At 67.1% G+C, this 19,592-nt stretch carries 17 protein-coding genes; 7 read left to right on the forward strand and 10 right to left on the reverse strand.

The features are described 5' to 3' along the window. Positions 1 to 60 precede the first annotated feature (60 nt). A complete protein-coding gene (locus DIE23_RS25695) occupies positions 61 to 2,523 on the reverse strand; it encodes a DUF3772 domain-containing protein (protein ID WP_124614682.1) in 2,463 nt (820 codons plus the stop codon). A gap of 416 nt (positions 2,524 to 2,939) precedes the next feature. On the opposite strand from DIE23_RS25695, the gene DIE23_RS25705 reads away from it, so the two are divergent. Together DIE23_RS25705 and DIE23_RS25710 are read left to right on the forward strand one after the other, a co-directional pair. Continuing rightward, entirely contained in the window at positions 2,940 to 4,355 is a 1,416-nt protein-coding gene (locus DIE23_RS25705) for an MFS transporter (protein WP_124614684.1), read from the forward strand. 296 nt (positions 4,356 to 4,651) lie between these two features. After that, on the forward strand, positions 4,652 to 5,920 hold the full coding sequence (locus DIE23_RS25710; RefSeq protein WP_124614732.1) for a hypothetical protein: 1,269 nt from the start codon (positions 4,652 to 4,654) through the stop codon (positions 5,918 to 5,920). A 112-nt stretch (positions 5,921 to 6,032) separates the two neighbouring features. On the opposite strand, the gene DIE23_RS25715 is transcribed toward DIE23_RS25710, so the two are convergent. Then, positions 6,033 to 8,231 (reverse strand): penicillin-binding protein 1A, encoded by a 2,199-nt coding sequence (locus DIE23_RS25715; RefSeq protein ID WP_124614685.1) that lies wholly within the window; start codon positions 8,229 to 8,231, stop codon positions 6,033 to 6,035. A gap of 97 nt (positions 8,232 to 8,328) precedes the next feature. Beyond that, complete coding sequence (locus DIE23_RS25720; protein WP_124614686.1) at positions 8,329 to 9,882, reverse strand: PLP-dependent aminotransferase family protein; 1,554 nt, start codon at positions 9,880 to 9,882, stop codon at positions 8,329 to 8,331. Positions 9,883 to 10,009: 127 nt separating this feature from the next. Here DIE23_RS25720 and DIE23_RS25725 point away from each other — a divergent pair, with 127 nt between their 5' ends. Then, positions 10,010 to 10,648: an FMN-binding negative transcriptional regulator gene (locus DIE23_RS25725; protein WP_124614687.1), complete on the forward strand. Its 639-nt coding sequence runs from the start codon at positions 10,010 to 10,012 to the stop codon at positions 10,646 to 10,648. Positions 10,649 to 10,805: 157 nt separating this feature from the next. Here DIE23_RS25725 and DIE23_RS25730 read toward each other — a convergent pair whose 3' ends face one another. From DIE23_RS25730 to DIE23_RS25745, 4 genes are all read right to left on the reverse strand, one after another. Further along, positions 10,806 to 11,123, reverse strand: coding sequence for a hypothetical protein (locus DIE23_RS25730; RefSeq protein WP_124614688.1), 318 nt, complete (start codon positions 11,121 to 11,123; stop codon positions 10,806 to 10,808). Next, positions 11,120 to 11,752: a type VI secretion system amidase effector protein Tae4 gene (locus tag DIE23_RS25735; protein WP_124614689.1), complete on the reverse strand. Its 633-nt coding sequence runs from the start codon at positions 11,750 to 11,752 to the stop codon at positions 11,120 to 11,122. Before DIE23_RS25735 ends, DIE23_RS25730 begins: the two co-directional genes overlap by 4 nt. A 3-nt stretch (positions 11,753 to 11,755) precedes the next feature. After that, positions 11,756 to 12,310: a PAAR domain-containing protein gene (locus DIE23_RS25740; protein ID WP_124614690.1), complete on the reverse strand. Its 555-nt coding sequence runs from the start codon at positions 12,308 to 12,310 to the stop codon at positions 11,756 to 11,758. A gap of 189 nt (positions 12,311 to 12,499) precedes the next feature. After that, positions 12,500 to 13,072, reverse strand: a complete 573-nt coding sequence (locus tag DIE23_RS25745; protein ID WP_124614691.1) for a thioredoxin family protein — start codon at positions 13,070 to 13,072, stop codon at positions 12,500 to 12,502. Between the two features lie 228 nt (positions 13,073 to 13,300). On the opposite strand from DIE23_RS25745, the gene DIE23_RS25755 reads away from it, so the two are divergent. Continuing rightward, complete coding sequence (locus DIE23_RS25755; protein WP_124614693.1) at positions 13,301 to 14,041, forward strand: response regulator; 741 nt, start codon at positions 13,301 to 13,303, stop codon at positions 14,039 to 14,041. Further along, positions 14,038 to 15,360: an ATP-binding protein gene (locus tag DIE23_RS25760; protein ID WP_124614694.1), complete on the forward strand. Its 1,323-nt coding sequence runs from the start codon at positions 14,038 to 14,040 to the stop codon at positions 15,358 to 15,360. Before DIE23_RS25755 ends, DIE23_RS25760 begins: the two co-directional genes overlap by 4 nt. Before the next feature lie 139 nt (positions 15,361 to 15,499). Here the strand turns inward: DIE23_RS25760 and DIE23_RS25765 are convergent, their stop codons facing one another. The 3 genes from DIE23_RS25765 to DIE23_RS25775 all read right to left on the reverse strand — a co-directional run bounded on the left by DIE23_RS25765 (position 15,500) and on the right by DIE23_RS25775 (position 17,567). Further along, on the reverse strand, positions 15,500 to 16,234 hold the full coding sequence (locus DIE23_RS25765; RefSeq protein ID WP_124614695.1) for a metallophosphoesterase: 735 nt from the start codon (positions 16,232 to 16,234) through the stop codon (positions 15,500 to 15,502). Positions 16,235 to 16,355: 121 nt separating this feature from the next. After that, positions 16,356 to 16,892 carry a GNAT family N-acetyltransferase gene (locus tag DIE23_RS25770; protein WP_124614696.1) on the reverse strand — a complete coding sequence of 179 codons (537 nt, stop codon included), beginning with the start codon at positions 16,890 to 16,892 and terminating at the stop codon, positions 16,356 to 16,358. Between the two features lie 42 nt (positions 16,893 to 16,934). Next, positions 16,935 to 17,567: a LysE family translocator gene (locus tag DIE23_RS25775; protein WP_124614697.1), complete on the reverse strand. Its 633-nt coding sequence runs from the start codon at positions 17,565 to 17,567 to the stop codon at positions 16,935 to 16,937. Here DIE23_RS25775 and DIE23_RS25780 point away from each other — a divergent pair. Together DIE23_RS25780 and DIE23_RS25785 are read left to right on the forward strand one after the other, a co-directional pair. Continuing rightward, positions 17,566 to 17,886 (forward strand): hypothetical protein, encoded by a 321-nt coding sequence (locus tag DIE23_RS25780; RefSeq protein ID WP_124614698.1) that lies wholly within the window; start codon positions 17,566 to 17,568, stop codon positions 17,884 to 17,886. The two genes, DIE23_RS25775 and DIE23_RS25780, sit on opposite strands and share 2 nt — an antisense overlap. Further along, positions 17,883 to 19,076, forward strand: a complete 1,194-nt coding sequence (locus tag DIE23_RS25785; RefSeq protein WP_124614699.1) for a porin — start codon at positions 17,883 to 17,885, stop codon at positions 19,074 to 19,076. Before DIE23_RS25780 ends, DIE23_RS25785 begins: the two co-directional genes overlap by 4 nt. Positions 19,077 to 19,592 lie beyond the last annotated feature (516 nt).

The raw sequence follows: 19,592 nt of genomic DNA on the forward strand, positions 1-19,592 counted from the left end.
TTTCCGGCGATGCGTGCGCTGCGATGCTCGATCGGAGCGCACGCCCGCTCAATGACTCACTTAAGGTTCATGTCGCGCCGACCCGTCGCTCGCCGGCATGTTCTGCACGACCAGCATCTGCGGCGTCGACAGTGTGATCTTTGCCGCCCGCAACTGCTTCAGGATCTCGAACAGCAGGTCGCTCTTCGTCGAGCTCGCGATTCGCGGGCTCGCCACGTAGCCCGTGACGCTCAGCGTGATCCCGTCCGGCGCCAGCTGGCTGAACGTGACCGACGGCGCCGGCTTGTCGAGAATCGCCGGGTGCTCGCAATACGCATCGAGCAGCAGGTCGCGCACCTGCTCGGGGTCGGTGTTCAGCGGGAACGTCAGCATCAGCGTCGCGACACCCTGCGTGCTGTTGCCCATCGTCACGTTGCGCACGTTCTGCGAGATCAGCTGCGAGTTCGGCACGATCACGGTCGAGCGGTCGCTGAGCTGGATCTCGGTCGCGCGCACGTTGATGCGGCGGATGTCGCCTTCGACGCCCGCGATGCTGACCATGTCGCCCACCTTCACCGGCCGTTCTGTCAGCAGGATCAGCCCCGACACGAAGTTCTTCACGATCTCCTGCAGGCCGAAACCGATACCGACCGACAGCGCACTGACGATCCACGCAAGGTTGCTCCATCTGACGCCGAGCAGCCCCAGCGTCATCAGCACGAGCAGCACGTAGCCGACGTTGGTGAACAGCGTGATCAGCGACACGCGCATCCCCGTGTCCATGCCGAGCGCCGGCATGAACTCGCTGTCGAGCCAGCGGCGCACCGAGCGCAGCAGGTAGAAGCCGATCGTCAACCCGATTCCCGCGTTCAGGATCCGGTCGGGCATGATGTTCAGGCTCTGCAGCCGCTGGCCGCCGATCATCGCGACCGCGCTGTCGAGCAGGTCGCTCGGCGTCGTGCCGAAACCGCCCGTCAGCAGCGCGATCGCCGCGACCAGCATCAGCAGGCTCGTGCCGAGGCCGGACACGACGGTGTGGGCCTGCTCGAGATGCCGGTCGTCGAGCGCGAACAGATGCTTGATCTGCTTGCCGGTCGACAGGTTCGCGGAGAACAGGCTTTCGCTCGCGTCGCGCGTCAGTTGGGTCAGGATGTAGACGCCGCACAGCACGATCTCGAACCATACGAGCTCGTACGTGATGAAGCGCGCGACCGTGATGTAGCCGATCAGCAGCGCGACCAGCGACACGACGATCGCCAGCGTGACGCCGGCGTGGATCAGCCCCGCGAGCGTCGAGCGTTGCTCGGGCGATTCGCCGGCGGCCGCGAGCGCGGCGCGCTCGCGGTTCGCGCGCAGCAGCGATGCACCGACGGTCAGCGTGACGACCAGCGAGACGATGCCGCGGCCGAACAGCGTGACCGACAGGCTGGTATCGACGATCCGGTTGATCGATTCGAGCGTGCCGGACATCAGCAGCAGCGCGGCCAGCACGCCGGGGAACGGCCGCATCGCGAGCGCGACGGGATCGGCGAGCGCCGGCAGCCGCCACGACGGATGCTTCGTGCAGAGCAGCGCACGGCCGAGGCCGGCGATCAGCGCGCAGGTCACGGCGAGCTTCGCGAACTGGTCCCACAGATCGCTCATCGACGGCGTGAGCTCGTAGTGGCGGGCGAGTGCGAGATAGAGGATCTGGACGGCGACCGCGGTCGCGAGCAGCGTCGAGAACGCCGTCGCCAGCGCCAGCGCGCTGCGCCGCAGCCGGGTGGGCGGCAGACGGTTCAGGCAGAACCACGCGAGCCCTCGTTCGACGACGCGGCGGCCGCCGAGCCACGCAGCGACCGCCGCGATCAGCAGCAGCGTGGTGACTGCGCGCTGTCCCGGCGTCCACGACGAGCGCAGCATGTCGCGCAGTTCGTCGTTGAAGTCTTCGAGCCGCTGAACGTCGTCCGGCGACAGATGGAACAGCGGCAGCCAGAACTGCGCGGCGAAGATGCTGCCCGAACGGAACGCGAGCTGGTTCTTCAGCAGACTGCGGTGCAGCTTCGCGAACTGGTCGTTCAGGTTCGCGAGATTCGCCTTCTGGTCGGCCGCCTGCTTCAGCGCCGCTTCGATTTGCGTCTTGCGCGCGTTCAGCGTCGCCCGCTGTTGCGCGACCGCGGGCGTTTCGGGGGACGCGCCCGGGGCCGGCGGCGGGCCGAGCACGTCGAGCTGCGCCTGGACTTGCGTGCGCTGCGGTGCGAGCTGGCCATGCAGCTTTTCGACGTCGGCGCTCAATTCCTGGGTCGCGTCGCCGAGTTCGTCGAGTTCCTTGCTGTTGGTCGCGTTCGACGTCTGCTGCTTGATGCGGTCCTGTTGAACCTGTGTCTGTTTGAGCCGCGCAACCGCGTCGCTCAGCGAAATGGTCGGCACCGGGACGCCGACGCCGCTCGCAGTCGGCGCGGATGCGGCAGCCGGAAACGCCGAAGCGGTCGCGAGCGCCGCGAACTGCAGCAGTGCGAACAGCGCGATCCGGCGTACGTACGTGGATAGTCGTTGTATGGACATGGAATGCTTACGTTTTGCCGACAATGCCGGGCGACGAAAGGCGCCCGGAAGCCGGGCGTTGGCCCGGTAGCATGTTACCGGGGCATGGCGACCGCAGTGACGTCGATTGCGCACCTGACCGGTCGCGCACAGGGTCGCCCGCGCGGGCTTGCTATGGTCCTGTGTGCCCTTGCCGACGGGGCCGTGCCGGTTCCGGTCGCAGTCGGACAGCGGTTTCTCGCGATGCCGGCAAACCTTACAGATCCGACAGACGGTTACGCAATTTACACATTACCGGGCCTGAAAATGGGGTGTCCGAACCGGTTCGCCACGCGACGCGGCCGGCGCGGCGTGCCGGTACAATGCAGCGAAACGCCCGACGGCGGCCGCTGGCCGCCGGACAACAACACACGACACGATCAGGAGACACGACCAAGATGGTCTCAACGGACAGCTTTCCACAGGTAACCTCGTCCTCTTCCATCGACGCCGGCTCGATTTCAGCCCGCCTCGATCGCCTGCCGCCGACCCGCAGCGTCTGGAAGCTCGTCGTGCTGCTGAGCCTCGGCTTCTTCTTCGAACTCTACGATCTGCTGTACAGCGGCTACGTCGCGCCGGGCCTCGTGAAAAGCGGGATCCTGTCCGCGACGACTCACGGCCTGTTCGGCACCACGGGCGTCGCGAGCTTCATCGCGGCGCTGTTCTCCGGCCTCTTCATCGGCACCATCGCATGCGGCTTCCTCGCGGACCGCTTCGGCCGCCGCGCGATCTTCACCTGGTCGTTGCTGTGGTACTCGGCTGCCAACGTCGTGATGGCGTTCCAGGACACGGCAGGCGGATTGAACTTCTGGCGCTTCGTCGTCGGTCTCGGCCTCGGCGTCGAGATGGTGACGATCGGCACGTATATCTCCGAACTCGTGCCGAAGCAGATCCGCGGCCGTGCGTTCGCGTGCGAGCAGGCGGTCGGGTTCGTCGCGGTGCCGGTGGTCGCGTTCCTCGCGTACCTGCTCGTGCCGCACGCACCGCTCGGCCTCGACGGCTGGCGCTGGGTCGTGCTGATCGGCGCGCACGGCGCGCTGTTCGTGTGGTGGATTCGCCGCGCGTTACCGGAAAGCCCGCGCTGGCTCGCGCAGCAGGGCCGCGTCGACGAAGCCGACCGCATCATGCGCGCGCTCGAGGCGAAGGTCGAAGCCGAATACGGCCGGCCGCTGCCGCCACCCGCGCCGGCCGAGCCGGTGCCGCCGCGCGGCAGCTTCCGCGACATGTGGGTGCCGCCGTATCGCAGCCGCACGATCATGATGACGATCTTCAACGTGTTCCAGACGGTCGGCTTCTACGGCTTCGCGAACTGGGTGCCGACACTGCTGATCAAGCAGGGCATCACGATCACGTCGAGCCTCATGTATTCGAGCGTGATCGCGCTCGCGGCGCCGCTCGGCCCGCTGATCGGCCTCGTGATCGCCGATCGCTTCGAGCGCAAGTCGGTGATCGTCTCGATGGCGGCGGCGATCGTCGTCTGCGGGCTGCTGTTCAGCCAGACGACGGTGGGCGCGTTCCTGATCGTGCTCGGCATCGGCCTCACGCTCGCGAGCAACATCATGTCGTACAGCTTCCACGCGTATCAGGCCGAGCTGTTCCCGACGTCGATCCGCGCGCGCGCGGTGGGCTTCGTCTACTCGTGGAGCCGCTTCTCGGCGATCTTCTCGTCGTTCGTGATCGCGGCCGTGCTGAAAGGCTTCGGCACGTTCGGCGTGTTCGCGTTCATCGCCGGCGCGATGGTGATCGTGATGGCCGCGATCGGGTTCATGGGGCCGCGCACCAAAGGCATCGCGCTCGAAACCATCTCGAAGTAGACGATGGTTGCGCACTCGCGTGTCGCGTGCGGCACGCGGGTGAATTCCCGCGGTTTCATGTTGCCGAAAACGCCCGACGAAGCAACCTGCCATGCGGCGTCAAAGCTGGCGGCAACGAGTTGAAACAAAGCGTGACGAAGCGAAAAAGCGCTGCAAGACCGGAGGTCCGGCCCTGCCGATCGTTGTCCGCGCGGGTAAAATAAAAGACTTGACGACACATTAGCCGCCATCTGACCGAACGCGTCGCACTCGCGAACGGCTCCACCGCGAAGAGGCGTCGGCGCCGGGTGCAAGCGATGCCGCCGGCGTGTCGATGGCTCGTGCGGAAGACGCGCCGTTCGCAACGTGCGGCGGCCGGATCGGCCGACGGCTTCGATCGCATGATGCTTTCCGACCTGACGCGGCGGTTGCCGAACCCGCGTTGCCGTACCTTCGCAGTCGCCACGTATGTGTGGCTCGCGGCCGCTCTCCCGATCTCCGTTCTTGTCGCGCGGCCGGCCTTTGCCGCGTCCGACGTGCCGTCGGCCGCTGCTACGTCATCCTCATCAACGGCTTCGGCCGCGCATCCGGCTTCGCCAGCTCATGTGTCGTCCGGCGTAGCGCCGGCATCCGCGGCATCCCCCGTGCATCATGCGCCACCCGCCATCGGGGCATCGGGGGCATCGCCGGCTTCCGCGGCTTCCACGGCATCGCCTGCATCGGCGGCGTCCGGCACGCCGGCGAGCGAAGCCGAGGCCCCCGCACCGACGCCCCCGCGCCAGCATCCGCCGCTGTCGGCCGGAGAGGCGAAGAATGCAACCGCGCGTGCGATCGACATGCGCAAGCGCTTCACGCAGGAAGTCACGCGACGTCTGAACGTGCCGGCGAGCGAGCAGCGCGGGTACGGCGACCGCCTGCAGAAGGCGCTCGCCGATGAGAGTCTCGGCGACCTGGCCGGCGAATACGTCGCGATGGTCGACCGCGCGCCGAACGTGCAGGCGCTGTTCATCTACTTCCGCGCGACGCCGAACAATGCGTGGCTGCTGATCGGCGCGTCGCCGGTCGGCACCGGCTGGCCCGGCAAATACGATCACTTCCTGACGCCGCTCGGCGTGTTCCACCACTCACCCGACAACATGGATTTCCGCGCGGAAGGCACGACGAACGACAACGGCATTCGCGGCTACGGCAAGCGCGACATGCGCATCTACGATTTCGGCTGGGTGGACGGCGAGCGCGGCTGGGGCAAGGGCGGCAAGTCGCCGATGCGCTTCCAGATGCACGCGACCGACCCCGATCGCCTCGAGCCGCTGCTCGGCATCCGGCACTCGAAAGGCTGCGTGCGCATCCCGGCTTCGCTGAACACGTTCCTGGACCGGCACGGCATTCTCGACGACGACTACCAGGCGCGCGTCGAGGCCGGCAAGTCGTTGTGGGTGCTGCGCCATGATCGCGACATCACGCCGATCGCCGGCCGCTACCTGGTCGTGATCGACAGCGCGCGCAAGACACGTCCGGCATGGTCGCCGGCGCCGGGGCGCAACGCATGGTCGAAGCTGCCGAAGAGCGGCGATACGGCGGACTGACGGCAGCCGGCCCGCCGGCGTGGGAGATACACGGATGAGAGCGAATCCGTTCTATCGATGCGTGCCGGGATCGCTTCGTCCAGGTGAACGAAGCGTCGTTGCCGTGCGGCGGTCAGCGGAAAATCTTCAGCCAGTCGAACAGGCCGGGGTGCGGACGCCGCCGCGGTGCCGGCACCGGTGCACTGCGCGGCCGGAAGTCGGGCGAGAACTGCACTTGCGGGTCGATCGCACGCGCTCGCAGCGCCGCATCGTAGAACGAGCCGACGATCGGCAGCGCGCTGTGCGCGCCCGCACCCCAGTAATCGCTGCGCAGCGTCACGTTGCCGTCGTCGAAGCCGACCCACGCGCCGGCCACCAGTTGCGGATGCATCAGGATGAACCAGCCGTCCGTGTTGTCCTGCGTCGTGCCGGTCTTGCCCGCGACGTCGATGCGAATCCCGTAGCGCGAGCGGATGTCGGCCCCGGTCCCGTAATCGACGACGCCGCGCATCACGTCGACCAGCGTCTGTGCCGCGTTCACCGGCAACGCGCGCTCGGGCGGCGCGCTGCCGAATGCGGCGAGCACCTTGCCGTCGCGGTCCTCGATGCGCGTGATCATCTGCGGCGCGACGTACACGCCGCGGTTGGCGATCGTCCCGTACGCGGACACCATTTCCTTCAGCGTGACGGGGCTCGTACCGAGCGCGAGCGACGGCACCGCGTCGAGCGGACTTTCGCGCACGCCCATCGCGCGTGCGAGCTGCGCGACCCTGGCCGCGCCTTCGCGCTGCATCACCTGTGCGGTGATGCGGTTGCGTGACAGCGCGAGCGCGTCGCGCAGCGTCATCGGCTCGCCGGTCGGCGGCTCCTCGTCCGTCGGGTGCCAGACCGCATGCGCGCCGATCGGGATTGCGACAGGACGATCGACGAACGTATCGCCTGGCCGCATGCCGTCCGCGAACGCGGCGCCATAGACGAACGGCTTGAACGTCGAGCCCGGCTGGCGCCGCGCCTGCACGACGTGATCGAACGGCTCGCTGCCGAAATCGGGGCTGCCGACCCACGCGCGGATCGCGCCGTTGCGCGGATCGATCGCGACGAAGCCGGCCTGCACCTGCGTCTTGCGCTCGCACAACGCGCGCACGAACGCGTGATTCGCGCCGAGCTGCTTCAGCGCCGCCATATCGGCGAGTCCCGCGTCGCGCGCAGCGCGATAGTCGGGCGTCTGCCGGATGAAGCCGCGGAACAGGTCGTTGCGCAGCCCGCAGCCGGACGGGTTGTGCCACGCGCTGTCGGCGATCGCCTGCAGGCGATCGGTTTGCTGCGTCAGCGCTTGCGTCGCCATGTCCTGCAGCTGCGCATCGAGCGTCGTGCGCACGACGAGGCCGTCCGAGTAGAGATCGTAGTTGTTGCGGTCGGCCCAGGCGATCAGCCACTTGCGCAACTGCACAGCGAAGTGCGGGGCAGGGCCCGGCTGCGCGGTCTGCGGCTCGAAGTCGACACGCAGCGGCCGGCGCTGCAATTGCGCGAGCTGCCGCGGCGACAGCATGCCCATCGCGGCCATCCGCTCGAGCACGATGTTGCGGCGCTGGACCGCGCGCTCCGGATTCAGCACCGGGTTGTAGTAGCTGTTGCCCTTCAGCATCCCGACGAGCGTCGCACTTTCGACGATGTCGAGCTGGTCCGCCGATTTGCCGAAATAGGTCCGCGCGGCCATCTCGACGCCGTACGCGTTGTACAGGAACGGCACCGTGTTCAGGTAGGTCTCGAGGATCTCGTTCTTGCTGTACACCGTCTCGATCTTGAACGCGGTGATCAGTTCCTTCACCTTGCGCGTGAGCGTCGGCGCGCGGCCGACTTCGTCCGGATACAGGTTGCGCGCGAGCTGCTGGGTGATCGTCGAGCCACCCTGGCGGCTGCCCGAGAACGTATGCAGCCCGGCCGCGAGCGTGCGGCGCAAGTCGATGCCGTGGTGCGTGTAGAAGCGATGGTCCTCGGTCGCGATCAGCGCGTCGACCATGTGCGGCGAGATCTGCTTGAGCGGCACCCATTCGCGGTTGACGGGCCGGAATTCGGCGATCAGCTGGCCGTCGGCCGACAGCACGCGCGCGGGACGGTCGATGCGCGCCTTGCGGATGTCGCCGATGCTCGGCGTGAACGGGATGAACGCGAGCAGGACCAGCAGGCCGAGCAGCGGTATCGCGGCGAGCGTCAGCGCGACGCCGCGGCGGGTCGGATGGCGCAGACGATGCCACGCGCCGGCGCCCAGCGCGCGGGCGCCGGTACGGCAGCGAAGCCACAGATCTCGAAGAAACGGCACGAAGCGATTCACGGCGGCAGGAGCGCGATCGGAAAAGGCGCGATCCTAGCAAACCGCGCGGCGCTGCCTGTGGCCAAAACGCCCGTTTTCTTGCAGGAGTTACAGACGATTACGTTTGTTGCCCGCGGACAACCTTTAATCGTATGCGCCGCCGCGATTCTTCCGATGAATCGGCGCCGGCCGCTTCGCCCACCACATCCGCGAGCCGCTGCGCGGCCGCTTCCATTCTTGCGCGATCGAACCCGCCGAAGCCGAGCACGAGGCCCGGACGCGCGGTGCCCGGCGCGAACATCGGCGACACCGCGCGCACGGCCACGCCCGCCTGTGCGGCGCGCGCCACCACGTCGAGATCGTCGATCCCTGCCGCGAGCCACAGCACGACGTGCATCCCCTGATCGCCTGGCTGCACCCACGCGCGCTCGCGCGGCAGCCGCGCGCCGAGCGTGTCGATCAGCAGCGCGCGCTGTTCCGCGTAGACGCCGCGTACGCGGCGAATGTGGCGGTCGAGATGGCCTTCCGCGATGAAGGCGGCGAGCACGTGCTGATCGGCGGTCGGCGCGTGACGATCCATCAGCACGCGCGCGCCGCAGAACGCGGGCACGAGGTCGTCGGGCGCGATCACGTAGCCGAGCCGCAGCGACGGGAACAGGATCTTGCTGAACGTGCCGAGATAGACGACGCGGTCGGGATCGAGCCCTTGCAGCGACGGAAACGGATAGCCTTCGTAGCGCAGCTCGCTGTCGTAATCGTCCTCGACCACCCACGCGCGATGCGTGCGTGCCCAGCCGAGCAGCGCGTTGCGCCGCGCCATGCTCATCGGCATCCCGAGCGGGTACTGGTGCGACGGCGTGACGAACGCCGCGCGTGCGTCCGGCGCGAGACGGATGCCGGCCTCGACGTCGATGCCGTCCGCGTCGACCGGCACGCGGACCATCGCGTCGCGCCGCCCGGTGCTCTCGAGCAGCGCGGTGATGCCGCGATAGGCGGGATTCTCGACCCACGCGCGATCGTTCGGGCCGAGCAGTACCTGGCTCGCGAGGTGCAGTCCCTGTTGCGTGCCGCTCGTGATGACGACCTGATCGGCGCTGCAGCGCACCGAGCGCGAGCGGCGCACGTAATCGGCGATCGCTTCGCGCAGCGGCAACGCGCCTTGCGGATCCGCATAACCGGACGGCGCGCCGGCGCCGCGGGCGCGCAGACGGTTGCCGAGCCGGCGCCAGATGTCGTCGGGCGCGGTGAGCCCGACCGGCACCGAGATCGCGAACGGTGCGGCCGGCAGCGGACGGAATTCGCGGGCGATCCGCGCGAACGTCGCGGCCGGTTCGGGGAGGCCGGCGTGTGCGGCGCGCTGGCGGGCGGCGGATGGTTCGCCAGCCTGCGGCGACGGCTCGGCCAGCGCGTTCGCGACCCGCGTGCCGGCGCCGCCGCGCGACTCAAGGAAGCCTTCGGCGACGAGCTGCGCATACGCGTCGACGACGGTGCCGCGCGCGACCTGGAGCGATGCCGCGAGCAGCCGCGTGGACGGCAGCGTGTCGCCGGGCCGCACGTCGCCGTGGCGCACCGCGTCGCGCAACGCCTGCGCGAGCTGGCGGCTCAGGTCGCCGGCTGCGCGGTCGAGCGCGCCGAGCGACGGGATTTCGACGATCCGTGCGGTTCTGGCCATGATTCTGGTCTGCTGAAATTGTTCGAAACCGGCTCTACAGCATAAACCAGTTAGCGATCACAATCTGCACATGGCGGGCCGGTTTCCGGCCCGCTCCTTCCGAACCCTGTCCGACCGTGGAGCCGCCATGTATGTCCCCGCCGATTTCGCCGAATCCCGTCCCGACGTGCTGCGCGAACTGATCGTCCAGCATCCGTTCGGCACCCTGGTCACGCACGGGAAGGGCGGGCTCGACGCGAATCACCTCCCGTTCGAACTGCTGCCGGGCGACGGCGGCCTCGGCGAGCTGCATGCGCACGTCGCGCGCGCGAATCCGGTCTGGCAGGCGGTCGCGGACGGCGACGAAGTGCTCGTGATCTTCCGCGCCGGCGACGCGTACATCTCCCCGAACTGGTACCCGAGCAAGCACGTCGCGCATCGGCAGGTGCCGACGTGGAACTACGTGGTCGTGCATGCGCACGGCCGCATCACCGTGCGCGACGACGAGAAGTTCGTGCGCGGCGTGGTCGCGCGGCTGACGCGTACGCACGAGGCATCGCAGCCGGCGCCGTGGAAGATGGCCGACGCGCCGAAGGAATATCTCGACACGATGCTGCAGTCGATCGTCGGGCTGCAGATCGAGATCACGCGGCTCGTCGGCAAGCGCAAGCTCGGGCAGAACAAGGCGGTCGACGATATTCGCGGTGCGGGCGACGCGCTGATCGCGGACGGGAGTCTCGCGATCGGGGAGGCGATGCTGGCGGAGGCGGACCGCAAGAATGAATAGTCTTGCGGTCGCGAGGTGAGGGGCTCCTCGCCTGGACCACAACACCGCGCAAGTGTCGCTTATGCGCGGACGGGTTTTCCTCGACGCGTCCGAACCTTGTAGGGCCAATACACATGCCGGTGAAGGAAGGCGGCACGTGTCGTACAGGTCAGGCGATTCATTTCATGACGTAATCGACAATGTATAGGGCGGCGGTCACGAAGAGAATCGCGGCACTCCATAGTGCCCATGTTCTAGTGGGCCAACGCTTCCAGGCAATGGCGTTGAGCGTGCCGAAAGCGATCGCGGGACCAAAAAAATACGAAATCAATATTGGTGCAATCCACCACGGCGTCGGGCATTTGTCCAGTTCATGGCAGCCTGTGGCGATATGGTTAGGTTTGACCAAGGGAACGCGGCTGAGCGCATAGACAAATACCCATGCGACCAGCAGACCGAACAAAAAGCCGCAGAGCGATATCGCAAGCCGTTTCACTTGATTTCCCAAAATAGGATTTGCTTCGAGCCGCCAAGGTCAGAATACGATGCGTCGCCGAGTATGGTCGCGCCTTGACGAACAGACCTGGCGCCAAAGTAACGCCCCCATGTCGCGAACCCGCTCCAAAATCCGCTGACCGTCAAGCGAGATCCGTTCCACAGATCAATGTGGCCGCCACTCGCGTTCTCGGTCGATTCGCCGCTGCGCGTCCAGTACCTTGAGAACTGGATGATACCGGTGCGGCCTTTGACCTTCGCCTCCCAATCCTCCCCGGTAATGTTTTCAGCTTTGGGAAGACCTGCGAACGGCTGTAGCTGCAACCATGCGCCCAGCTCATCAGCGCGCGTCGCCGTGGGTTTCCCGTCAAGCAGGATACGGCCGATCGTCTTTGCGCCCGACATCGGTCTGACGTTCTTTGCATTGAACGATTTCATTCCGACACCGACGCGGTGCAGAGTGACGCTGACGCGAATGGCGCATTGATTGGTATACGCCGGGTTGTCGAACGGATTGCCGGACGGGTAGTTGTCCCAAAGCTCTTGGAAGGTGACGCCTGCCAATGGCACCTCTTTCTCTGAATCTTTGGTGTCGGTAGTGCGAACTTTCGTGGGGCCGGTATGTGGCATCAACTATTCCCCACTTTGCTTCGAGAGCGCGTCATCGCCCCAGTAGACGGTGTAATCACTTGCCTCGTCGCCGGTATGGATGCGAGGTAGTTTGCCGCTTGCATCAAGACGCCCGAAATGCATTCGACCGTCAGAGGTTTCGATATAGTAGGGCAGCCCTTCTGTTACCTCGTTGGTCACCCTAACCAGCTCGTCGAAAGTGCCTTTCCTGACAGATATGATCTTGCCTGTTCGCGTGCGGCTCGAAACGACTTCCCCGAGACCCTTTATTCCATCGTTGCACCAGGCTTCGCCGGCAAGCAATGCAACGATGCGCGGCGGAGTTGCGCAGCCGCAAATGACTACATCATTATCCAGCGCGACCTCCCCCCGGAACTTGATTCGGTATGGGCCCCCGGCTTTCGCGATGGTGCCGACGCTTTGGCATGCGGTGCAGAATGCGCTACCCTCAATCAGGGCGGCTTGATGGCCGTGTACAACGAACGGCGGACCGTCGTATGCGGTAACTGTCCCGCCGCTTGAAAGACCATCGCCAACGACTGCAATTCTTCTTTTCATTGATCGGCCCTCTCGGAAAGCCGTAATCGTAGCCGCGTGGCGCGACAGCTCATCTTGATATTGACAGGGTTCGTTGAAACGGCAAATCTGAATCAGCAACCACCGAGAAGGAAATCACACGCTGCGGGTGATGAATCCGAGGTGCGTTCACCGTTTCCGACGCGGTTTCCGCACGACCACCGTTGCCACCTATTGCGGCCGTTTTCCGCCTTCTCCCGCCTGCGCCAGCGCCCCGCGAATCGCCGCTTCCGTCTTGTCATACCCGCCCTCGCCATACCGCGTATAGACGACCTTCCCGTTCGCGTCGATCAGATAAAGCGCGGGCCAGTACTGGTTGCCGTACGCGCGCCACGTGTCGTAGCGGTTGTCCTGCGCGACCGGATACTGGATGCCGAAGCGCTTGACCGCATCGGCGACGTTCTTCGCATCGCGTTCGAACGGATACTCGGGCGTATGCACGCCCACCACGACGAGCCCCTGGTCGCGATACTTCCGGTACCAGTCGTTCACGTACGGAATCGTGTGAATGCAGTTGATGCACGAGTACGTCCAGAAATCGACCAGCACGACCTTGCCGCGCAGCTGGTCGAGCTTGAGCGGCGCGCTGTTGTGCCAGCGCTCGATGCCGGTGAAGTCGGGTGCCGGCGTGCCGGCCAGCGAGGCGGTCATGCCCGCGTCGTCGCGGGTGCCGGCGAACGCGGCGAGGCCGGCCGTGGCGGCGAGGGCGATCACGAGGGCGGCGGTCTTGAGTCTGGTCGGCATGGCGGTTCTCCGGTTCGGCCGGCCGCCGCGCGCGTGCGTCGGCCGGACAGGTTTCGACAGCCCTCATTGGGCCGCGCCGACGTATCTGCGATGTGTCCGGCAAGCCGCGCGTGTGCAATGTTGTATGTCGTCACGGCGGCGCGATACATTGGGATACAAACGCGTGCCCGCGGTGCGGTATAAAAGCGGACATCGCCAGCCGGAACATCACGCCAACGACACCGACTCATGGACAAGATCGACCACGTACTGATCGTCGACGACGATCGCGCGATCCGCGAACTGATCGCGGACTATCTGGAGAAGAACGGCATGCGCGTGTCGCTCGCCGCGAACGGCCGCGAGATGCGCAACGTGCTCGACGACGGCGCGCCCGACCTGATCGTGCTCGACCTGATGCTGCCCGGCGAGGACGGCCTCACGCTGTGCCGCGATCTGCGCGCCGGCAAGTTCCGCACGGTGCCGGTGCTGATGCTGACGGCGCGCGGCGAGGAAACCGACCGCATCATCGGCCTCGAGATGGGCGCCGACGACTATCTCGCGAAGCCGTTCGCGGTGCGCGAGCTGCTCGCGCGGATCCGCTCGGTGCTGCGCCGCGCGCGCATGCTGCCGCCCGGCATGCAGGTGTCGGAGACGGCCGCGATGCTCGCGTTCGGCGAATGGCGGCTCGACACGACGGGGCGTCACCTGCTCGACGCCGAGGGTACGCTGGTCGCGCTGAGCGGCGCCGAGTACCGGCTGCTGCGCGTGTTCCTCGACAATCCGCAGCGCGTGCTGACACGCGACCAGCTGCTCAACCTCACGCAGGGACGGCAGTCCGATCCGTTCGACCGGTCGATCGACCTGCTCGTGAGCCGCCTGCGGCAGCGGCTGCGCGACGGCGCACGCGAGCCGCGCTACATCAAGACGCTGCGCAACGAGGGCTACGTGTTCTCGTCGGCGGTGACTGCGGTCGAAGGCGACGCATGAGCACGCGCACCCTGTGGCACTGGCCGCGGTCGCTGTTCGCGCGGCTCGCGCTGATCCTGTGCGTGGGCCTCGCGCTCGCGCAGACGCTGTCGTTCTGGCTCACCGTGACCGAGCGCGACCAGGCGACCACCAACCTGATGATGGGCTACATCGAGCGCGAGGTCGCGAGCTCGGTCGCGCTGCTCGACCACCTGCCGCCCGACCAGCGCGCCGCGTGGCTGCCGCGCCTCGCACGGCGCAGCTACGCGTTCATCCTCGGGCCCGGCGAGACGGGCACGCCGCCCGAGGCGCGGCTGTCGGCGCGTGTCGAGCGGTCGATCTCGGACGGCATCGGCGGCGACTACCCGCTGACCGCGAACGCGCTTCCCGGCGATCGCGAGCATCTGCAGGTGCATTTGCGCCTGACCGACGGCTCGCCGCTGACGATCGATATCCATCCGATGTCGACGGTGCCGCTGTCGGGCTGGCTGCCGGTCGTGCTCGCGCTGCAGCTCGCGGTGCTGGCCGCATGCTGCTGGCTCGCGGTGCGGCTCGCGACGCGGCCGCTGAACCAGCTCGCGCAGGCCGCCGACGCGCTCGGCCCCGATCTGAAGGGCGAGCGCCTGAACGAGGACGGGCCGTCCGAAGTCGCGCGCGCCGCGCGGGCGTTCAACGCGATGCAGGACCGCATCGCGCAGTACATGGCCGAACGCATGCAGATCCTCGCGTCGATCTCGCACGACTTGCAAACGCCGATCACGCGGATGCGTCTGCGGGTCGACACGATGGACGACGACGTGCAGGGCGCGAAGCTGCGCCAGGACCTGCTCGAGATGGAGCATCTGGTGAAGGAGGGCGTCGCGTATGCGCGCACGCTGCACGGCACGGAAGAGGCCGCGCGCCGCATCGATCTCGATGCGCTGCTCGACAGCATCGTGTGCGATTACACGGATGCGGGGCAGGATGTCGCGCTGCATGGCGGCGGGCCGCTCGCGCTCGTCACGCGGCCGAAGGCGCTGCGCCGGATCGTCGGCAACCTCGTCGACAACGCGCTGAAGTTCGCGGGCGCGGCCGAGATCGACGTGCAGGCGGCGCCGGGCGGCGGCGCGGTCATTGCGGTGCGCGATCGCGGGCCCGGCATTCCGGACGATCAGCTCGACGCGGTGTTCGAACCGTTCCGGCGCGTGGAGACGTCGCGCAATCGCGAGACGGGCGGCACCGGGCTCGGCCTTGCGATTGCGCGGCAGCTTGCGCTCGCGATGGGCGGCACGCTTACGTTGCGCAACCGGGCGGATGGCGGCGGGCTCGAAGCGCGGTTGACGCTGGTGAATGCCGCGTGACGAGTGACGAGTGACGCGATGGCGCGCGCGGCGCCGTCAGGCGTGTCGCGGGCTGCGCGTTGACGCGGGCTGCGTCACACGCGCATGACGGGGCGGCTTTCCATTGAACGAAGCGGGTTGAGCGAGGCGCGATGCTGCGTCAGCACTGGCCGGTGCGCAGCGCGACGGTCCAGTCGTCGCGGCCGCGCGATGCCGCGGTGGCGGCCGCCGAATGCCAGTCGTATTCGACCGCATGAAACTCGGCGTGCCAGCCGGCCGGCGTGCGCGACACCATCGCATAGCGCGCATGCGGCGAACCCGTTTCGATCCGGTGCGGATGCGGTTGATCGTCGGTGTACGCCTGCAGTCCGACGCTGCCCGGGTTGACGATCAGCCGGCCGTCGTCGAGCTTCGCGATGCGCGGCACATGCGTGTGGCCGCACAGGATCAGCGACGCCGGCTCGTCGCCCGCGCGCTGCGCGATTTCATCGGGCGTCGCCGCGCGGCAGCCGTCGGGCGTCACCGTTTCGAGGAAATAGACGAGGTCGCTGGCGGGCGTGCCGTGCACCATCAGCACGTCGTCGCCGAGCATCAGGCGTTCGGGCAATGCGGCGATCCACGTGCGGTGGTCGTCGCGCAGCGTGTCGTGTGCCCAGCGATCGGACAGCCGCATCGCTTTGCGATCGCCGGTCAGCAGTTGCCGTTCGTGATTGCCCTTGATGGTCGGCAGGTCGAGCGCGATCAGGCGGTCGGCCGTTTCGGCCGGATGGAGCGCGCCCGACACGATGTCGCCGAGGTTGACGATCACGTCGGCGCCGCGGCGGCGCACGTCGTCGAGCACCGCGTCGAGCGCGGCGAGGTTGCCGTGGATGTCGGACAGCGCGGCGATTTTCATGGCGAGGAAGTCGATGCGGGGAACGGCGATTGTCGCGAATTCGGCGCGGATCGTCCAATCGCGTCGACGGCGGCGCACGCGCGGCGCGTGTCGAGTGTCGGCTTGTCAGCCGGCCAGCGTGTCAGTCGGTTGCGATGCGCGCGTACATCGCGAAATCACCCGGCACGCCGCGCACCATCCGGTATGCGCGCAGCAATCCTTCGTACCGGAAGCCGCATTTTTGCAGCACGCGCGCGGAGCCGGCGTTGCTGGTCATCACGATGCCCTGGATGCGCACGAATTCGCCTTCGGCGAACGCCCACGCGGTGACGCTCGCGCACAGCGCGCTCGCGATGCCGCGCCCCCAGTGCGATGGTGCGAGGTCGTATGCGATCTCGGCTGACCGGTTCGCGGTGGACACAGTATGCAGCCCGATCGTCCCGGCGAGCGCACCCGATGCGTCGTCGACGATCGCGAGACGGCGGATCGAATCCGGCTGGACCGATTCGATGCCGTCGAACAGCGGCAGCAGATCGTCGCGCGAATGCAGGTTCCAGCTCGTGTGGCGGACGACGTCGGGGTTCGACAGGTACGCGTACCACGCGTCGAGGTCCGCGCGGTCAAGCTGCCGGAGAGACAGGCCGGGGAAGCCGGAGCGGGGTGGCGCGGCGATTCTCATCGCGTAGTGGTCGCGAACGATGCGGCGCGCATGCCGATGCCCCTACGCAGCATGACGCCGGTACAGCGCAAGCGAACCGGCCAGTGCGAGCAGCATCGCGCCGCACGTGCGTTCGAGCCACAGCGCGCCCGAGCGCTTCAGCAGCCGCACCGCGCGTGCGCCGAGCAGCGCGTAGCCGAACATCACCACGCCGTCGAGCAGCGCGAACGTGACCGCGAGCGCGACGTATTGCGGCGCGAGCGGCGCGGACGGATCGAGGAACTGCGGCAGGAACGCGGAGAAGAACAGATAGCCCTTCGGATTCGTCACCGCGGTCAGGAAGCTCTTCGCGAAGATCGCCGCGTTGCGTTCGGGCGCCGCGCCGCCGTGTGCGGCGGCGACGTCGAGCGAGCCCTTCGACGTGAGCAGCCGGATGCCGACGTACGCGAGATAGGCCGCGCCGAGCCATTTCACCACCGAGAACCAGAACGCCGACGCCATCAGCAGTGCGCCGAGACCGAGCGCGACCGCGACGATCAGCACGAAGTCGGACAGCATCGCGCCGGCGAAGCCGTAGGCCGCGCGGCGCACGCCGAAGCGCGAGCCGTTGGTCAGCGCGAGCAGCACGGTCGGGCCGGGCGTCGCGATCCCCACGAACGCGACGGCGGCGAAGATCAGCAGGGTCGTTTGATGCATGACGGAGGCTCCCGGTGGCAAGTGCGCGCTCGATTATCGGGCGCGCGGCCCCGCGCTGTACAGGGAGGTTCGCTGCCCGCCGGATTATCTCGATATTGGCAAGAAGCTGTTTTCATTATTGCGCTATCGACTGAAACCGGTTCCAACTACCATGGCGGGCCGCAGCGGGCTTGCCCGCCGCGACGTCGCGCGCGCGTATCGCACGCGCGCGTTCCTGCGTGCGGACGTCGCCGGCCTCGCATGCCGGCGGATCTTGCCGACCGCACGCGCTACTCGCATAGAACAACGGGTTCACCGCCCGGAGACGCTAAAACCATGAACAAGCAACTGATCGCAGCGCCGCTGCTGCTCTCGCTCGCGGGCATCGCATCCGCGCAAAGCTCCGTCACGCTGTACGGCATCGTCGACGCGGGCGTGACCTATCGCAGCAACGAACGGGTCGGCTCGCCGGGTGCCTACACCGGGCATTCGGACGTCGGCCTGACGACCGGCAACCTGTCCGGCAGCCGCTGGGGCATCAAGGGTTCCGAGGATCTCGGCGGCAGGATGCGCGCGCTGTTCGTGCTCGAGAACGGCTTCGACATCACCAACGGCACGTCGGGTCAGGGCGGTCGCCAGTTCGGCCGTCAGGCGTTTGTCGGCGTCGGCAGCGACCGCTACGGCACGATCACGCTCGGCCGCCAGTACACGTCGCTCGACGACTTCGTGAGCCCGGTCGGCCCGTCGTCGTTCATCGGCGGCTTCGGCGCGCACCCGGGCGACATCGACGATCTCGACCAGACCGCGCGCGTCGACAGTTCGATCAAGTACACGAGCGCGAACTACTCGGGCTTCACGTTCGGTGCGCTGTACGGCTTCGGCGGCCAGCCGGGCAGCATGAAGCAGCGCAATACGTGGAGCGTCGGCGCGGCATACGCGGCGGGGCCGCTGCGCGTGGGCGTCGGCTACGAGCGCTCGGACAACAGCAAGACGGGCGCGACCGACCCGACTACGGGCAAGTGGCAGAGCACCGACGACGGCCTGTTCAACTCGTCGATCAACGAGGGCTATGCGAGCGCGCAGTCGCAGCAGGTCATCGCGACCGGCGCGACGTACGACTTCGGCCGGGCCGTCGTCGGCTTGAACTACAGCAACGTGCAGTACCGCAGCGGTGCGCAATCGCTGTTCAGCGGTCATGCGACCTTCAACGTCGCGGGCGTGTTCACGCGCTGGAACGTGCAGCCGCAGACGCAACTGTTCGCGGGCTACAGCTACACGCGCGGCAGCGACGTGGACGGCATCGACAACCGTGCGCAGTATCACAACGTCACGCTCGGCGCGGTCTACGACCTGTCGAAGCGCACCAGCGTGTACCTGCTCGGCGCGTACCAGCATGCGTCCGGCACGACGCTCGATGCGCTCGGCCGGCCGGTGGCCGCGACCGCATCGGTGTCGGACAAGGCGAACGGCCACTCGTCCGACTCGCGATCGCAGGCGATCGTGAGCCTCGGCCTGCGCCAGAAGTTCTGACGTCACGCGTATGACCGGCGGCCGTGCGCGATGCGGGCCGCCGGCCGCACGCCCGGCCGGCGTGCGGCCTTCTTCATTCGCCACGGGCCGCATCACCCTTCGCCGCACGCGCGGCGCATCTTCGCCTCTCTCCAATCTTCATCGGCAACCGCATTTCGCCGCGCATCGCCTTATTGCACATCTTCACGATTTTCCCGGCAATACAGCATGAGCCGGATAATATTTTTTCTCTTTCATTTCAATTTCGATTTGTAATCATCGAGCCGACTTGCCGGTAATGAAAATCAATGCGCGCGCATCAGAAAAAATGACGCACCCGCATTGGGGGATTCGGAACAAAGTGCCGGTAATGACGAATCGCAACAACGCTGTCTGACGGGGGATTCGCGGTGCCGGTCCCGGCATGTCCCATCGCCGGTCAATCCGCGTTGCGCGGTAAGGGAACGTAACGAATCATTCGCAGTGGAATTGAACCGGTTTTTGAAAAAATCACCAATATTTCATACGCAGCGAATT

Source organism: Burkholderia sp. Bp9143 (assembly GCF_003853645.1).
Taxonomy (GTDB): domain Bacteria; phylum Pseudomonadota; class Gammaproteobacteria; order Burkholderiales; family Burkholderiaceae; genus Burkholderia.

What these genes read in the sequence shown, in the direction of transcription:
- DIE23_RS25695 (WP_124614682.1), bottom strand. Translation starts at nt 2,523, where the DNA reads ATGTCCATACAACGACTATCCACGTACGTACGCCGGATCGCGCTGTTC.
- DIE23_RS25705 (WP_124614684.1), top strand. Translation starts at nt 2,940, where the DNA reads ATGGTCTCAACGGACAGCTTTCCACAGGTAACCTCGTCCTCTTCCATC.
- DIE23_RS25710 (WP_124614732.1), top strand. Translation starts at nt 4,652, where the DNA reads ATGCCGCCGGCGTGTCGATGGCTCGTGCGGAAGACGCGCCGTTCGCAA.
- DIE23_RS25720 (WP_124614686.1), bottom strand. Translation starts at nt 9,882, where the DNA reads ATGGCCAGAACCGCACGGATCGTCGAAATCCCGTCGCTCGGCGCGCTC.
- DIE23_RS25725 (WP_124614687.1), top strand. Translation starts at nt 10,010, where the DNA reads ATGTATGTCCCCGCCGATTTCGCCGAATCCCGTCCCGACGTGCTGCGC.
- DIE23_RS25735 (WP_124614689.1), bottom strand. Translation starts at nt 11,752, where the DNA reads ATGCCACATACCGGCCCCACGAAAGTTCGCACTACCGACACCAAAGAT.
- DIE23_RS25740 (WP_124614690.1), bottom strand. Translation starts at nt 12,310, where the DNA reads ATGAAAAGAAGAATTGCAGTCGTTGGCGATGGTCTTTCAAGCGGCGGG.
- DIE23_RS25745 (WP_124614691.1), bottom strand. Translation starts at nt 13,072, where the DNA reads ATGCCGACCAGACTCAAGACCGCCGCCCTCGTGATCGCCCTCGCCGCC.
- DIE23_RS25755 (WP_124614693.1), top strand. Translation starts at nt 13,301, where the DNA reads ATGGACAAGATCGACCACGTACTGATCGTCGACGACGATCGCGCGATC.
- DIE23_RS25760 (WP_124614694.1), top strand. Translation starts at nt 14,038, where the DNA reads ATGAGCACGCGCACCCTGTGGCACTGGCCGCGGTCGCTGTTCGCGCGG.
- DIE23_RS25765 (WP_124614695.1), bottom strand. Translation starts at nt 16,234, where the DNA reads ATGAAAATCGCCGCGCTGTCCGACATCCACGGCAACCTCGCCGCGCTC.
- DIE23_RS25770 (WP_124614696.1), bottom strand. Translation starts at nt 16,892, where the DNA reads ATGAGAATCGCCGCGCCACCCCGCTCCGGCTTCCCCGGCCTGTCTCTC.
- DIE23_RS25780 (WP_124614698.1), top strand. Translation starts at nt 17,566, where the DNA reads ATGACGGAGGCTCCCGGTGGCAAGTGCGCGCTCGATTATCGGGCGCGC.
- DIE23_RS25775 (WP_124614697.1), bottom strand. Translation starts at nt 17,567, where the DNA reads ATGCATCAAACGACCCTGCTGATCTTCGCCGCCGTCGCGTTCGTGGGG.
- DIE23_RS25785 (WP_124614699.1), top strand. Translation starts at nt 17,883, where the DNA reads ATGAACAAGCAACTGATCGCAGCGCCGCTGCTGCTCTCGCTCGCGGGC.